Source organism: Planococcus circulans, assembly GCF_020023385.1.
Taxonomy (GTDB): domain Bacteria; phylum Bacillota; class Bacilli; order Bacillales_A; family Planococcaceae; genus Planococcus.
The window spans coordinates 130,636-146,075 of record NZ_JAIQCL010000003.1 but is presented as its reverse complement, the minus strand read 5'-3'; the positions used below and the strand labels follow the sequence as shown (position 1 = coordinate 146,075).

Annotated in this window: 16 protein-coding genes; 8 read left to right on the top strand and 8 right to left on the bottom strand. The window is 48.3% G+C overall.

The genetic code is table 11. From position 1 onward, the window contains the following. Positions 1–478 precede the first annotated feature (478 nt). The 4 genes from K8U60_RS07105 to K8U60_RS07090 form a co-directional block, all read right to left on the bottom strand. Positions 479–1,168, bottom strand: coding sequence for a GntR family transcriptional regulator (locus K8U60_RS07105; protein WP_263298606.1), 690 nt, complete (start codon positions 1,166–1,168; stop codon positions 479–481). 75 nt (positions 1,169–1,243) lie between these two features. After that, positions 1,244–3,004: an aminodeoxychorismate synthase component I gene (gene pabB, locus K8U60_RS07100; RefSeq protein ID WP_223636375.1), complete on the bottom strand. Its 1,761-nt coding sequence runs from the start codon at positions 3,002–3,004 to the stop codon at positions 1,244–1,246. Next, entirely contained in the window at positions 2,979–3,602 is a 624-nt protein-coding gene (locus tag K8U60_RS07095; protein WP_223636372.1) for an anthranilate synthase component II, read from the bottom strand. Before K8U60_RS07095 ends, pabB begins: the two co-directional genes overlap by 26 nt. Before the next feature lie 168 nt (positions 3,603–3,770). Next, a complete protein-coding gene (locus K8U60_RS07090) occupies positions 3,771–4,577 on the bottom strand; it encodes an IclR family transcriptional regulator domain-containing protein (protein ID WP_223636369.1) in 807 nt (268 codons plus the stop codon). Positions 4,578–4,749: 172 nt separating this feature from the next. On the opposite strand from K8U60_RS07090, the gene K8U60_RS07085 reads away from it, so the two are divergent. The 8 genes from K8U60_RS07085 to K8U60_RS07050 all read left to right on the top strand — a co-directional run bounded on the left by K8U60_RS07085 (position 4,750) and on the right by K8U60_RS07050 (position 12,573). Next, positions 4,750–5,517, top strand: coding sequence for a dioxygenase family protein (locus K8U60_RS07085; protein WP_223636365.1), 768 nt, complete (start codon positions 4,750–4,752; stop codon positions 5,515–5,517). A gap of 84 nt (positions 5,518–5,601) precedes the next feature. Beyond that, on the top strand, positions 5,602–6,435 hold the full coding sequence (locus tag K8U60_RS07080; RefSeq protein WP_223636362.1) for an alpha/beta fold hydrolase: 834 nt from the start codon (positions 5,602–5,604) through the stop codon (positions 6,433–6,435). Between the two features lie 41 nt (positions 6,436–6,476). Then, positions 6,477–8,135, top strand: coding sequence for an SLC13 family permease (locus tag K8U60_RS07075; RefSeq protein ID WP_223636359.1), 1,659 nt, complete (start codon positions 6,477–6,479; stop codon positions 8,133–8,135). Between the two features lie 22 nt (positions 8,136–8,157). Further along, entirely contained in the window at positions 8,158–8,877 is a 720-nt protein-coding gene (locus K8U60_RS07070; RefSeq protein ID WP_223636356.1) for a carboxymuconolactone decarboxylase family protein, read from the top strand. Positions 8,878–8,898: 21 nt separating this feature from the next. After that, positions 8,899–9,585, top strand: coding sequence for a CoA transferase subunit A (locus K8U60_RS07065; protein ID WP_223636353.1), 687 nt, complete (start codon positions 8,899–8,901; stop codon positions 9,583–9,585). Next, positions 9,582–10,223, top strand: a complete 642-nt coding sequence (locus K8U60_RS07060) for a 3-oxoacid CoA-transferase subunit B (protein WP_298831227.1) — start codon at positions 9,582–9,584, stop codon at positions 10,221–10,223. Before K8U60_RS07065 ends, K8U60_RS07060 begins: the two co-directional genes overlap by 4 nt. A 20-nt stretch (positions 10,224–10,243) precedes the next feature. Further along, positions 10,244–11,383: a muconate cycloisomerase family protein gene (locus tag K8U60_RS07055; protein WP_223636350.1), complete on the top strand. Its 1,140-nt coding sequence runs from the start codon at positions 10,244–10,246 to the stop codon at positions 11,381–11,383. Next, positions 11,380–12,573, top strand: a complete 1,194-nt coding sequence (locus K8U60_RS07050) for a thiolase family protein (protein ID WP_223636347.1) — start codon at positions 11,380–11,382, stop codon at positions 12,571–12,573. The genes K8U60_RS07055 and K8U60_RS07050 overlap by 4 nt, the downstream gene beginning before the upstream one ends. Positions 12,574–12,660: 87 nt before the next feature. On the opposite strand, the gene K8U60_RS07045 is transcribed toward K8U60_RS07050, so the two are convergent. From K8U60_RS07045 to K8U60_RS07030, 4 genes are all read right to left on the bottom strand, one after another. Then, a complete protein-coding gene (locus tag K8U60_RS07045) occupies positions 12,661–13,008 on the bottom strand; it encodes a GNAT family N-acetyltransferase (RefSeq protein WP_223636344.1) in 348 nt (115 codons plus the stop codon). 26 nt (positions 13,009–13,034) lie between these two features. Further along, positions 13,035–13,439, bottom strand: coding sequence for a DUF1259 domain-containing protein (locus K8U60_RS07040; protein WP_223636341.1), 405 nt, complete (start codon positions 13,437–13,439; stop codon positions 13,035–13,037). A 500-nt stretch (positions 13,440–13,939) separates the two neighbouring features. After that, a complete protein-coding gene (locus tag K8U60_RS07035; protein WP_223636338.1) occupies positions 13,940–14,404 on the bottom strand; it encodes a flavodoxin domain-containing protein in 465 nt (154 codons plus the stop codon). Further along, positions 14,385–15,431, bottom strand: a complete 1,047-nt coding sequence (locus tag K8U60_RS07030) for a ribonucleotide-diphosphate reductase subunit beta (protein ID WP_223636335.1) — start codon at positions 15,429–15,431, stop codon at positions 14,385–14,387. The genes K8U60_RS07035 and K8U60_RS07030 overlap by 20 nt, the downstream gene beginning before the upstream one ends. Between the last annotated feature and the right edge of the window lie 9 nt (positions 15,432–15,440).

The following is a 15,440-nucleotide window of genomic DNA, read 5'->3' as shown; positions in this document are numbered from 1 at the left end:
CAGTGCATAATCTCCAAGCGGTCCGGCCACTTCGCTTTCCGTGGGCTCAGCTTCAGCCTCCTCGTCACTGCGTTCCTGCGGGGTCTTCAGCTCTCGCTGTCCCACAGGAGTCTTCGTGGCCAGCCCGCTTGGACGCGTGTTGCTTCAATCAAAGAGAGAAGCTTGCTCGTCAATATCAGGAAATGTAGTCTCTACAAATCTTGTAAACTCTTCACTCAAGGATCCGGAGCGCAAGGCGGCGACTCCTGCGGGAGCAGCGAAGCGACGAAGTGCCGAAATCCACTCGGGCGCCAGTCCGAGTTAGTTCGGCGCGAGCCCGTGGAAAGCGTCCGCCTGAAGCGTAGGATCCGGTATAAACAGGATGAATTGTATATTCATTCTTTAAATCACATAAATATTCTTTTATCTACAAGCTCAAAGCTACACTTTCTTAAGCATAAAAAACAGGCAAAGGATAGTTTCTCCTTTGCCTGTTTTTTTAATCCATCGTGATATCATATTTGAATTTATCGCTGCGGTATAAGATTTTAGTATGCTCCAGCACATCTCCTGTCGCTGCGTCGATGCAGTCACTTTCCACCATAATGAGAGGCACCATGCTTTTACATTGCAAAAGCTGTTGTTCTGTTGATGTCGGAAAAGAGATACTTAGCAAGGTTTTGTTGTTGGCAAACTCGGTATGCCCGTGTTTACGGTAATAAGCGAACATTGAGCGGATATCGGGTCCTTCAGTTTTGATTTCAGGAAACATCTTTTCGCTTACAAAGGATTTGTGGATGGCCATCGGTTGCCCGTCGATAAATCGGCTTCGGGAAACCTTATAAACGCTGTCCCCTGATCCACATGCTAACGATTTATAGATTTTTTCATCATAGCGAATTTTTTCGCAACTGATGAGCCGCGTTTCCAAATCATAACCGGCCTGCTCCATCTTTTCAGTAAAGCTGATTTTGCCGGTTAAATGCAACTGAATTTGAGTGGACTCTTCTTTTAAAAATCTTCCTTTACCTTGCTTCGAATAGATGTAGCCCCGTTCTTCCAGCCTAGTCAATGCCGCGCGCACAGTCATGCGCGGCACTCCATAGCGATCGGCTAACTTGTTTTCTGAAGGCAGCTTTTCACCGGCTGAAAATTTCTTTGATGCAATTTTTTCCATTAACTCATCCAGAATTTGTGTTTCTTTGTCGAGTGAAATAATAAGCCACCCTTTCCATCGCTTTCGATTCACCGTCCAGTGGTTTGTTTAACTTGTTTTTACGTTCCTCATTAATTCTACAGGCAACCAGCCGCGTACGCCGTTGATCAGAAAGATTGCCTCATATTCCTGAAGCTCTTCTTTAAGGATGACTTTTTCTTCAATCAGCTTTTGATCCAGCAACTGCTGCCTAAACGTGCCTGCCAACAATCCGCAGGAAACCGGAGGCGTAAAAAACCGCCCATTCTTTTCAAGCACCACATTGCCGATGGTGAATTCCGTCAGCTGCTGGTTTTCATTCCATAACAAAACTGAAAATATGTCATCTGGCAGCTTGGCGCTGGCTTTGTCGTATACTTCACGATGTGTCGTTTTATGGAACAGGAACGGATTTCTGCTGTCCACTGCCGAAGAGGCGAGCGAGCATTTTATCGGTTTATCGATCGTTGCCGTTTCCTGGGCCTCCAGTTTCGTCTGTCCTTTGTCATCCAGGAGCATGCGAACCTTATAGGTGCCTACCGGGTAGGTTTCTGCCAACTGTTTTAACTCCATTTCAACTTGCTGAATATTTCCCGGGAAATGAAAATAACCCGCAGAATCCTTTAAGCGTGCCAGATGATACCGCAGCAACGGGTAGTTTCCGTCCTCCAGTTTCAAGGATTCCAGCAGGCTGAATACCGGCCGTTTCGCTGTCAGCACTTCTGCTTTTGTCTGCAGTTCCCGGTATTCTCCTTCCGAAGTCGAATCCCAAGTGATGCCGCCTCCCACGCCATAGCGAGCCGTCTCTTTTTCCTGGTCGATGACGACTGTACGGATGGGCACATTGAAGACAGCGTCTTTGGTCGGCGTGATGAAACCGATAGCACCGCAATACACTTCCCTCGGCGTCTGTTCCAGTTCGGCTATGTAGTTCATCGTACTGATTTTCGGTGCACCCGTAATTGATCCGCATGGAAACAAAGCTTGAAACCAGTCCAGGATAGTTGTTGTATCATCCAGCTGGGCTTCTATCGTCGAGGTCAGCTGATGGACGGTCGGGTAGGTTTCCACTGTAAACAGCGGATCGGCTTTGACAGTCCCTTTTTTGGCTATGCGGCTGATGTCATTTCGAAGCAAGTCAACGATCATCAGGTTTTCAGCCCGTTCTTTTTCAGAAGCCCGCAATGCCGTGACCTGTTCCAGGTCTTCCTGCGTGGTACGTCCTCTTGGCGCTGTGCCTTTCATCGGTTTGGCTGTCAGCTTTCCGTCCTCGACTTTAAAGAACAGCTCTGGAGATGCCGACAGCACACGGAATCTTCCAAGGTTCAGGTACGCACCATAGTCGGCCTGTTGATTTCTTGCCAATTGGCGGTAGAATGCCAGGTCGCTGCCCGTAAATTCCGCAACAAGCCGTTCCGTATAATTCACCTGGTAGGTTTCGCCTTCTTCAATTGCCTGCTTGATCTGTTGAATCCCAGTTTTGTACCGTTCCACGGAGCTCGCCATTTCCCACTCCGACACACTGTAAGGCTGCTGTTCTTCCGGAATTGAAAAGCTTTTTTTCGGCTCATTGAAGATTCCGAACCAGACAAGCGGCATTTCGCCTCCCGTTTGCACGTTCATTTCTGGGTGAAAAGCCGGAGCTGCTTCATAGGAGACATAGCCCGCTGCGTAGAATCCATCACCAACCGCCTTTTCCACCTTCAAAAGAATTTCCGCCACTTCCGAAAGAGCGCTTGTTTCAAAGACGTCTAAAGGTTCACTGAACAAGAGCGGCTCAACTTCTTCGTCCTCATTTCGAAACTCATACAGTAGGTAAGGGTTTTGCATGTCCAGCACCTCCCTTATTATTTTCTTTCCATTGCTTTGCCAGTTCATAACTATTCTTCAGCATATTGAAACCTTCCGAAGTCAAAATTGATTCCGGATGAAACTGAATGCCTTCAACCGGCAAATATCGGTGGTGAACAGCCATAATCACCCCGTCCTCTGAATAGGCGGTCACCGATAGGCATTCAGGCAGCGGTTCTTCCGCGACCAAAGAATGATAGCGGGTCACAGCTGTCGGATTGGGTATTCCTTTGAACAGCCCATCGCCATTGTGTGTCAGCATGGAGACTTTTCCATGCATGGGCCTGTTTCCTTTAGCGATCCGCCCACCGAAATGCTCGATGATGGTTTGATGCCCAAGGCAAACACCGAGTACAGGAATCCGTCCGCTAAGCTCCCTCAGCACTTCCTTGCTCGCCCCATCTGCAACAGGACGTCCCGGCCCGGGCGACAGCACAATCAGGTCCGGCTTTAAATTCTCTATTTGTTTTGCCGTCAATTCTCCATTTTGAAAAACCAGCACGGCTGGATCCAATTGCTCAAAATAATGCACCAGATTATAGGTGAATGAATCCTGGTTATCGATGATGATGATCATGATGGACACCTCTTTAATTTCACTTTATGTAACTCTATCAGCTGTCTTTATTATACGCTGTAGAATGGCTCAGATGGAAATTTCCCAGAGGCAGAAGCGGCTCTCTGGCTTCAAATTATTAGCCAATAAAAAAAACCGCCTTTCGGCGATTTTGTATCTTACTATCCCTTACACATAAGGCGAAGTATCGGTGGCTGCAATTGCCTGGCTTATTTTTTCAGCACTGTCCTGCAGAATCGGCAAGAATTCTTCCCGCAGCAACTCCTTCGAGGTTCTTCCCGCATGGGCAGAGCAATTGATGGCCGCAATGACTTTGCCCGATTTATTGCGCAACGGTACAGCGATGGAACGCAGCCCTTCTTCAAATTGCTGATCCACCCCACCCCAGCCACGCTCACGCACTTCAGCGAGGGTTTGGCGCAATTGCTCTTTGTCCGTGATGGTCTTGCTTGTAAATTGTTCGAAATCAATGGCATCCATATACCTCTCCAGTTCTTCCTCAGGCAAATAGGCAAGCAGGACATGCCCCATTGAAGTGGCATACGCCGGTAGACGTGAACCGACGTCCAGGTTGATGGACATGATGCGCTTAGTCGAAACCCGTGCCACATAAAGAACGTCGGTGCCGTCCAAAATAGAGATCGAACACGATTCTTCCGTCTTCGCTACAAACTCTCTCATAAAAGGATGAGCCAAACTCCATGTGTTATTCGATGACAGATACGCATAACCGAGCGATAAAGTCCGCGCCGTCAGCGAATATGTGTTATTTTCGGATTCCGCAAATCCCAGGTGTTCCAAGGTTAAAAGAATTCTTCGGGCTGTCGGACGGCTCAACCCTGTTTTCTTTGCTACAGCACTCACTGTAAGAGATCGATCCTGTTGGGAAAAAGCTTGGATCACCTGCAATCCCCGATCCAGTGATTGGATGTAATCCCCACTATTTTTAAAATTGTCTGATTCTTTTATTGACAAGACCACTACCCCCTATGCTAAGATGACACTGTACGCATAACGATACATTGTACGTATATCGTACAATAATTATTCACCGCTGGCAAGCATTATATTTTTTACCGGTTGTGAAGGCGTTTACATTCACGTTTTCACACTTAAAATACCATCCCATTATTAGGAGGAATTTGAGATGACAGAAAAAACAGTAGTAAACGAACGCGTATTGGGAGCTTATGAAGGGTTTGTTAAGCATTTGAAGAACTTCCTTGATGAGCAGCAATTCAATCATGAAGAATATACGAACTTCGTCAAATGGGCAGATCGCTTAGGGCGCAGCGGAGAGATTCCTTTGTTCCTTGATGTTTTTGTAGAAACCCATGTACTGGAATCTAAATACAAAAATTCTCCAGGAACCGAGCCTTCCCTGCTTGGACCTTATTATGAAGAAGGCGCTCCTGTCCTTGAAGAATCACCGTTTGTGATGCCCCAGAGAGAAGATGAGCCCGGCGACAAATTGACGTTCCGCGGAAATGTGAGTTCTGTCAACGGACCGTTGGCAAAAACAAAAGTGGAATGGTGGCAGGATGATGCAGATGGCTTGTATTCAAACTACGACTCGCCTGCGCCGGCCTTCAATTTGCGCGGCCAGTTCCATACAGATGAAAACGGTGATTTTGAAGTGCATTCCATCGTACCGATCCCTTACCAAATTCCAACAAGCGGTCCGACTGGTGAATTCACTTTTGCAGCCGGCTACCACGCTTACCGTCCAGCCCATATCCATATCAAGTTCGAGCATGAAGGACATGAGACATTGATTACGCAAGTATTTTTTGAAGGCGATGAATGGCTGGAGACAGATGTTGCCGGCGGCGTTCGCTCTTCTCTTCTGACAAAGCTTGAAGACCATGGCGATCACAAAGAAGCTTCGTTGAATTTTGTTATGAGAACTGAATAAGCCAAGTAAAAGCTGCCGGGATTTTCTTGGCAGCTGATTCTTTTTAATACAGGAACTTACAAATTTGAACTGGAGTGGATTTAAGTGGAACTTTACAAAGTAGAGGTCAATGGAAACGAAATTCAAGTAGCCGATTATCCAGGAGAGAAAGGGACGATCATCGCGATACACGGATTAACCGGGACGCATAAGAATATGCATTATTATGCTGAACAGTTTAAAGGCGATTATCGCTTTATCTCGTTAGACCTCCGAGGCCGCGGCAACAGTGCGGCAGCGGATTCCGACACCTCCATCTTCAAACACGCCGATGACGTTTTGGGCTTGATTGAAGAATTGAAGATCGTCAACCCGATCTTGCTCGGCTATTCGATGGGTGCTTTCATTTCTGCGATTGTCGCCAGCCAGCTGAAATCGGTCAAGGCATTGATTTTGCTCGATGGCGCTGCCAAGGCATCCGAACACCAAAGAGGGATTGTCCAGCCATCCCTGGGGAGAATCAGCCGCGAATTCACTTCAAAGCAGCATTACACCGAAGAAATCCAAAAGATTTACGCGAATCTCGGAATCGAATGGAATGAAGTATTGCAGGAAACAGCGGAATACGAAGTCGGCCCTGTAAATGGCCATTGGGAAAACAAAGCGACTGAATCGCGCATTGTGACGGATTTTGATAGTTTTTATTCCTTTGATCCTACGGAAATCTGCCCGCAGATTGCGTGTCCTGTCCTGCTGGTTTACGCCGAAGGAAATATCGGCTCCATGCCGCCTCTGTTTTACCTGTCAGATTATGATGAAACGCAAAAACACACCAAGAAGATCGAGACCATCGTTTCAGGTGCCAACCATTACACCATGGTTTTTGAACAACGCGAAGAGATTCTGCAGGCAGCCGACAGCTTCCTGAAAAAATTGTAGAACAGCACCCTGCAAAGGGGTGTTATGGGGGGAAATCATCTATGAAATACTCATTGAAAACCTTAAAGACAAGCATGTGGAAATCACATAAGCAAACGAAAGATCTGCTGACGATGGCAGAGCTGCGGCATTCCGGCGGTGCTGGGGTGGCAACCGCAGAGCTTCCCGACAAAGATTCTGCAGCCCAGGAAAACGAAAAAACCTTTCGCAAGAAATCCTATAACCTATCCCAAAAAATCGGTCTGTTTTTAGGCCCCGCTTTATTTCTGCTGATCCTGTTCTTGCTGCCGCTTCCCGGACTCAGCACAGAAGGCCGGTCAGTGTTGGCCGTAACTGCATGGATGGCCGTTTGGTGGATCCTTGAAGCGATGCCGCTTGGAATTACGTCGTTGATGCCATTGGTTCTTCTGCCTTTGCTGCAGACAGTAGAGGCCGGCGTAGTCGCTTCCAGCTACGGGGATAACTTGATTTTCCTGTTCATCGGCGGATTCGCCCTTGCTTTGGCGCTGGAACGCTGGAACCTTCACGAACGAATCGCCTTGTCCATCATCAGTGCAGTAGGCGCCAGCACCTCAGGCCTGGTACTCGGCTTTATGCTGGCTACAGGCTTTCTGTCGATGTGGGTTTCCAATATGGCTACGGTCATGCTGATGATTCCGATCGGTTTGGCGATCATCGCAAAAGTCGTCACTTTGATGAAGGAAGATGACGTCTATACGAAAGAAGAAGAAACGAAGTTCACCAAGTCCATCATCTTTGCCATCGGTTTCGGTGGAACGATTGGCGGCAGCGCCACCTTGATCGGGACACCGACGAACCTGGTGCTTGCGGGACTGGCCAGTGAGCTGCTCGGCGTTGAAATTTCCTTCGCCCAGTTCTTTATTTTCGCCTTTCCGCTAGTGACATTGCTGATGATCGTTTCGATTTTCTACATTACAAAAATTGCTTACCCGATGAAAGTTAAAAATATCCGAAACGGGAAACAATTTGTGGTTGACCGCAAAAGAGAGCTTGGCGTCATGAGTTACGAAGAAAAAATCGTCTTGACGATCTTCACTTTGACCGCCTTCATGTGGATGACGAGAACCTTTATCTGGAGCGACATCATTCCAGGATTGAGCGATACGATGATTGCCATGGTCGCCGCTATCCTTCTCCACTTGATCCCTGCTTCAGGCGATTCGGGAGACCGGATTTTAAATGGTGATTCGTTGAAGAACATGCCGTGGGGCGTTCTGCTGTTGGTCGGTGGCGGCCTTGCACTGGCATCCGGATTTAATGGTACAGACCTGGCTTCATGGATCGGCAGCCAATTGCTGCTGCTTGAAGGCACTTCCTACCTGCTGATTCTTGCGGTGACCACATTGCTCGGCATCGCCATGACACAGGTGACGCCAAACACTGCAACGGTAACCATTTTGGTGCCGATCACTGCTGCGCTCGCTTTAGCGATCGATGTCCATCCGCTGCCATTGATGACTGCCGTTGCGATGGGTGCCGGATTTGCGTTCATGCTGCCGATTGGTACGCCCTCCAACGCCATCATCTTTGCAACCGGAAAAATCACGATGGTCGATATGCTACGAAGAGGTTCTGGATTGACGGTTCTGGCTTTCCTTCTCATCGTCGTCTTTGTCTACTTTATCCTACCGGTCGTTTTCGGCATCAATCAGCACGAATATCCCGACAGCTTAAAATAAATGAAAATCCAGGAGTGAGAATATGAGCAAAGCGTTAGATTATTTCAAAGAAGTGTACGATGAGGTGCCTGGATGGGTTCAGAAAATGCACGATTACAGCCCGGCTGTATTGGACACCTATACAGGAATACGCGGAGAAATCATGCAGGACGGCTCCTTGTCCCGCAAGGAAAAAGATGCTTTAATCGCCAGTATGAATGCGGCTCGCCTGTACTCCCGGAGTATGCTGTTCCATACAAAAGGCGCCATCGACTTTGGCTATACCGTACCGGAACTGGCCGAGTTTTTCCTGACTGCCTACTTATACAAAGGTGATAAAGCCTTGGCGTTGTCCCTTGAAGCGATTTCCTACGCCCTCGAATTGCAGGGGAAAACAGCAGTGCAGCCGGACCCGGCTCCTGAACAGGCTATGGATTCCCTGAAGACCATCATAGACTGGCTAGACGGCGAGGATACGTCATATCTTGAAGAAACCTTAGCAGTTATCCACTCTGGAAACCTTGAAGAGATTCAAACCAAGATTTTGGGGGACGGACTGCTGTCCTCCCGTTTGAAGCATTTGAACATGGCCGGCAATTTCATCGTGGAATTGAATGGCAAAGGCGCTGCCTCTTGGATGGACAAGGCGCGGACAGCTGGCGCATCGGAAGCAGACCTGGCGGATATCGGCTATATCTGCATCCTGACTGCCGGCATCCCTGCCTGGTTCGAATTGAGCGACTCATTGAAAACAATCGAATAATCACCGAATGGAGGATTTCAGATGTCAAAAATACAGCACGATATCTCACAAGCCCTGGATTGCATTAAATCTGGAGACACTGTCCTAGTCGGCGGCTTCGGTCTCATCGGAGCCCCCCTCACCTTGATCGAAGGGTTGACTGAACGCGATGTCACCGACTTGACCATCGTCAGCAACAACCTGGGTGAATCCGGCAAAGGACTCGGCATTCTGCTCAATCAAAACAAAATCAAAAAAGGCATCGGCTCTTATTTCACCAGCAACCGCGATGTCGGCGACAAATACCAGAATGGTGAAATCGAACTGGAATTGCTTCCGCAAGGCACGCTCGCTGAATCACTTCGCGCAGGCGGCGCTGGCCTTGGCGGTTATTATACAACCACAGGCGTCGGTACCGATTTGGCGATCGGCAAAGAAGAACGTGAAATCGATGGCATCCCCTATATTCTTGAAAAAGCCATCCGTGCTGACGTAGCTTTGATCCGCGCCCACAAAGCGGATACGCTCGGAAACCTGGTCTATTATAAAACAGCACGCAACTTCAATCCTTTGATGGCTACTGCTGCGAAAATCGTCATTGTCGAAGTGGATGAAATCGTGGAAGCGGGCGAATTAGATCCCGAAGAAGTAGTTACGCCCTTCATCTATATCGATACGATCGTCAAAGCACAGCAAGTGTTGACGAAAGAAGGAGTGGTGGCAGTATGACGGTTCAATTGAGCAAATCAGAAATGCAGCACGGGATTGCCAAACGCGTCGCACTGGAACTCGCAGGTCCCTGCATCGTCAATTTGGGCATCGGAATCCCGACTTTGGTTGCAGAATACATGACAGAAGACAATATTTATCTGCACACAGAAAATGGATTGCTTGGGGTAACCGATGTAGCGGATGAAGCGATTGATCCCAACTTGGTCAATGCCGGTAAATTGCCGGTCGGCGAAGCGGTTGGCGCTTCCTTCTTCAACAGCTCGGACTCGTTTGCCATGATCCGCGGCGGCCATGTGGATGTAGCCATTCTCGGCGCCCTTCAAGTGGATGAAACCGGCGTCATCGCCAATTGGGCCGTACCCGGCAAAAACATCATGGGTGTCGGCGGCGCGATGGACTTGCTGGTCGGAGCGAAAAAAGTATTTGTGACGATGAGCCATACGTCGAAAGACGGCAGTTCCAAGCTATTGAAGGAATGCACCTATCCGATCACTTCCACACGCCAAGTCGATATGATCTTTACAGAACTGGCGGTATTCAAAGTGAACGCCGGCCAACTAGAGCTGGTGGATCTGATGCCTGGCGCAACCATCGAAGAAGTTCGCGAAAAAACCGAAGCCGCCTTTACAGAATAGAAGAAAGAGGGTTTATACGCATGAAAATACGTTCACTTGACGTTTATATAGTCGATTTACCGACCATCCGGCCGCATCAACTGGCGATGCATACCATCGTCTCGCAGACGATCTTGCTCGGCTGCGCTACAGACGAAGACGGACGCGAAGGCTGGGCGGAAGTCGCCACTATCGGCGGTGCTTCCTATGGCGAATCCACGCCGGAAGCGATCAAAGCCAATATCGATGCTTATATCACGCCTTTGGTTATTGGCCAGGACCCTATCCATTTCAATAAGATCATGAACGATGTATCAAAGCTCGTACGCGGCAATTACTTCGCCAAAGCTCTGGTCGAAGGTGCCATTGTGGACCTGGCAGCCAAAAGCAAAAACATTGCTGCCTTTGAGTTGTTCGGGGGACAGATCCATAAGTCATTGCCGATTGCCTGGACACTGGCAAGCGGCAATACGGAAACCGATATCGAAGAAGCGCAGGACATGCTCGAGAAGAAACGACATAACATCTTCAAGCTGAAAATCGGCAAGGGCGATCCCTACCAAAACGTGGAGCATGTCCGGAAAATCAAGCAAGCACTCGGCGATCAGGCGCGTCTGACGGTCGATGTCAATCAGGCTTGGGATGAGGATACATCGAATTACTGCATCGCTTCCCTTCAGGATGCCGGTGTTTCAATGGTCGAACAGCCGCTGCAGGCCTGGGATTTCGAAGGCATGTCACGTTTAACCGCTAAATTCACCGTGCCGATCATGGCGGATGAAGCGGCAACCAGCATCCAGGATGTTTTTCGGATAGCCAAATACCGCGCCGGAAATTCCATCGCGTTGAAGCCCTGCAAGCATGGCGGATTGACACAGACGAAAAAAGTGGCCGGCATTGCAGAAGCTTCAGGACTCGGTCTATACGGCGGTACCATGATCGAATCGAGTTTAGGGACCGCCATGTGCGCCCAATTATATGCCACTCTTCCTGAAATGAAATTCGGCACCGAGATATTCGGCCCATTATTATTTAAGGACACTCTCACAACCAACGACATCCGCTTTGAGAACTTTGAAGTCATTGTGCCGGACGGTCCCGGCTTCGGCATGGAGATCGACAAGGAAAAAGTGAAACATTACGCACGCAAGTTCCAGTCAGAAACGGAGATGACGATTTGAGAAATACAGTGATAGTAGATTCAGTCCGTACCGCCATCGGCAAGCTGGGCGGCGGCATCGGAAATGAAACGGTCGACTTTCTCGGCTCCCATGTCATTGAAGAGTTGCTGCGCCGAACTCAATTGGAACCTTCCGCTGTGGAAGAAGTCATTTTCGGACAGGCTAAACAAAGCGCCGATGTCTCCAATTTGGCCAGGGTCGCTATGCTGCGCGCAGGCATCCCGGCTGAAGTGCCTGGCTATACCATCCACCGCCAATGCGGTTCCGGTGTACAGGCATTGAATTCAGCTGCTCAACAAATTCAAACTGGCCTCAGCGATATCATCATCGCTGGCGGAGCCGAATCCATGAGCACCGCCCCTTATTACGTCAATAATGTACGATTCGGAACGAAATCCGGAGATACCCTGTTGAAAGATCCAAATACGGCGAGCCAGCCGGGATCGCAGCCACGTGAAACTTATGGCGAGCTGAACATGGGAACTACAGCTGAAAACGTCGCGGATAAATATGGCATCTCACGCCAGCAGCAGGATGAGTTCGCTTTGGAAAGCCAGGAAAAAGCCGCAAATGCGATTTCAAAAGCTTATTTCGAAGCCCAGATTGCCCCTTATCCGGTGAAAACCCGGAAAGGCATCAGCGAGTTTAAAACGGATGAACATCCGCGCGAAACAACGCTTGAGAAATTATCACTCTTGAAGCCGGTCTTCAAAGAAGGCGGTACGGTCACTGCAGGCAATGCCAGCGGACGGAATGACGGGGCGGCAGCTCTACTCGTCATGTCGGAAGATGAAGCTGCTAAACGCGGCTATCAGCCAAAAGCCCGTGTCCTTGCCCAAGCCTCTGTCGGCTGTTCTCCTGAACTGATGGGAATGGGTCCCGTTCAAGCAAGTTTCAAGGCATTGAAACAAGCTGGATTAAAAGTGGAAGACATTGATATCGTCGAATTGAATGAAGCTTTCGCTTCCCAATCCGTCGCTTGCATCAATGAGCTGGGACTGGACCGCAGGAAGGTCAATCCGAACGGCGGCGCGATTGCGATGGGCCATCCCATCGGTGCAACAGGCGCCATCCTTTTGACGAAATTAATGCATGAACTCGAACGCACCGGCAAAAAATACGGGTTGGTAACACTCTGTATCGCTGGCGGTATGGGAATTGCAACAATCATTGAAAACCTGAACGCATAACAGAAAAAGGCAGGAGCACCGAAAAAAATCGGGCTCCTGCCTTTACTTATGCTTTGCATCCGTTTCATTTTCCACCTAATCTGTCCTTCAAACCCTGCATCTCATCACAAACGGTTTGGTTTCTTCAGTCGCCTTCGCTTTTCTGCCTGCCATTTGCCTTTCGACACGCTCCACCATCCGATGACCGATTCCTTCCCCCCGGAACGAAGGGATCACGGATATATGTTGGACTGTGAAGCTATCCCCGTCTTCTATATGAATACCTATGGCACCGACATAATCATCCCCTTCTCTCCAGAGGAAAAGCTGCCAGTCGGGACGTTCGTTGTACAATTCCATGGTTTTTTTCAGTTGTTTTACATTTCGCTCCTTGGGCATGAATGACAACAGGCCCATAGCGATTTTTTCGTGCGGTCGTTTATATCTGCTAAGCATTGGAATCTCCTTCCTTAGGCAGTTGCTCAAACAAGCGTATTTTGTTCAATGGCATCGAAAGCGGCAGACAGCCTGGCAGCAAAATCTTCAGGAGCTTCTTCTGAAGACAAATAGACGCAAATGATATCCGGATTGCTATCCATGCGATGCTGATAAGTTGTCGGCAATGGAATCGGATGCCTATGGAGCGCATTGATAAAGGAAGCCAACTCCCCTGGCAATAAAAATATTTCTGCCTGGTTGAAAGCTTTTCCGTTGTCTTTTAGATTCTTGAAAGAAATATCGTGATCTAAGGTACAGGTGAAGTTTTTACTGTGTGAAGAAATATTGATGGTTCTTTTTCTTTTGATCAAGCATTCCCCGCCCTGCAGTTCTGTTTCGGAATTCATCAGCAGGCCTACTTGCTCAGCCAATTGCTCTAGTTGTTCCATCCCTCTCATCCTTTCTGTTTTTCCCAAATTACATTTCGGATTGTAAAAAACAGTAAAAATCTACACAAAAATACCGAAAAGAATCGAGAGACTCTTTTCGGCGTTGTCTACAGCACTATCGTCTGTCACATCCAGCCAACTTATTCTGGCTATTTATATTTAGAAAGCTTGCACCTTATAGTGGATTGGATTTAACGGAAACCCAAGTGTTTTCCGTTCGCTCCTAACTTACCATCACTTGAAACAAAAGTAAAACCTTTGACCCAAATTCTTCTACAAAAATCCAATATCTTTGTGATCTATGCTATTTTTTTATTAATGGAACCGGGAATTCCGCCGATTAAGAGTCAGGAGTTTCTACTATTTAAACCCGTTAACTGCTGCGTTGATGGTTTAAGCTCTTTTAGGTTATATACCCTTTTCCTAAAATAAAACACTTTTCCGACAACTAAAATCATTTCACTGAATTCAGCCGTTTCTCCACGTAGATGGGCTCTTCTTTAAAAATCTGTATAGCGCGCTCTTTTGAACAGCTCCACCAATTTCTCACAGCGGGGAGCATCACTCGGCTGCGGCATCAATTCCACTTTTAAGGTCGCCACCAGCTGGGTCTTCACAAAAAGCATATCGCGGAAGCGGTCGACCGCGCCGCAGAACTCGGAAAAAAAGCTGTCGCCGGTTCCGAAAACCGCTGTATGCAGCTCTTTTCTGTCCAAACGCTCGATCGCCTGGTAGAAAGCATGCATTTCTTCCGGAATTTCGCCGCTCCCCCATGTATAAGTGCCGATTAATACACCATCATAACTGGGCAGTTCGAACAAAGGAAACTCCTCTACCCGATACAGCTTTGCATCAAGGCTCTGCTTCTGTGCAGCCTCCTGCAGCATCTCTGCCAAGTGCTCCGTATTTCCGGTAACAGAGGCATAGACAATCGCCAACTTCGGGCTATAGTTCGTCAAAGCCATTCGACTTGGAGACTTTGGTATAGGTCCGTGATTTCTGTTCGAAAAAGTCGGATTTGGTATCGTTCATCATATCGTCTCCAAAGACCTGAATCCATGGCATCGGATTGCTGCGCTCTTCGTAAAGATTGTCCAATCCCAGCTGGCGCAGCCGTTTGTTGGCCAAATACTCCACATAACCATCAAATTCCACCAGATCCAGTCCCTCGATGTCCTCCAGAATGTAATGTGCCCATTCCTTCTCAAGCGCTACGGCCCGGTCGATGGTCGTGTAGATGTACTGGATATTTTCACCTGTGTTCAATTCCGGATTTTCCGTCAGCATGATGCGGATAAACTGGGCAATAAAATACGCATGCTGCATCTCGTCACGCTGGATATAACTGATCATCGTGCTGGTCTTCAGCATTTTCTGCTGGCGCGCCAGATGATAGAAAAAAGCAAAGCCGGCATAAAAATAGATGCCTTCCAGGTTGATGGAATTGACGCTCAGCTTGAACAGGTTTTGCGGCGTCGGATTTTGCCGGAATTCCTCGTAGGCATCCAAAATTAGATCGTTGCGCTTTTGGACAACTGGATCGCTTTTCGCCTGGTCGAAGCGTGCATTCTGCTCGCTGACCGAAACCAGCGAACTCAAGATATAGGAATACGACTCGGTATGGACCGCTTCCTGTTGGGAAATGACCGCAAAAATGGCCTTGAAGCTGGAGTCGGTGACGTAATCCATCGCCTGGCTCATTGTCGGTGTCTGCAAGCTGTCGAGTGATGCCAGCTGCGTATTGATGCGCAAAAAGACGTCTTTTTCCACATCGCTCAAGCTATCCCATTGCTTGATGTCGTCCTGCATATTAATCTCCTGCGCTTTCCAAAAGTTAGCCAAAAGCGCCTGGTACAGATCGTACATTTGCGGATAAGCAATATCGTTCCAGTTCAGTAAGCCGGAAGACTGGCCGTTCAAGACGCCAGTCGATTTGTTCGGATGTTCCGGATTCAGTAATTTAATTTTCTTCAACGGTTCATGGATGGTCATGAAGATTCC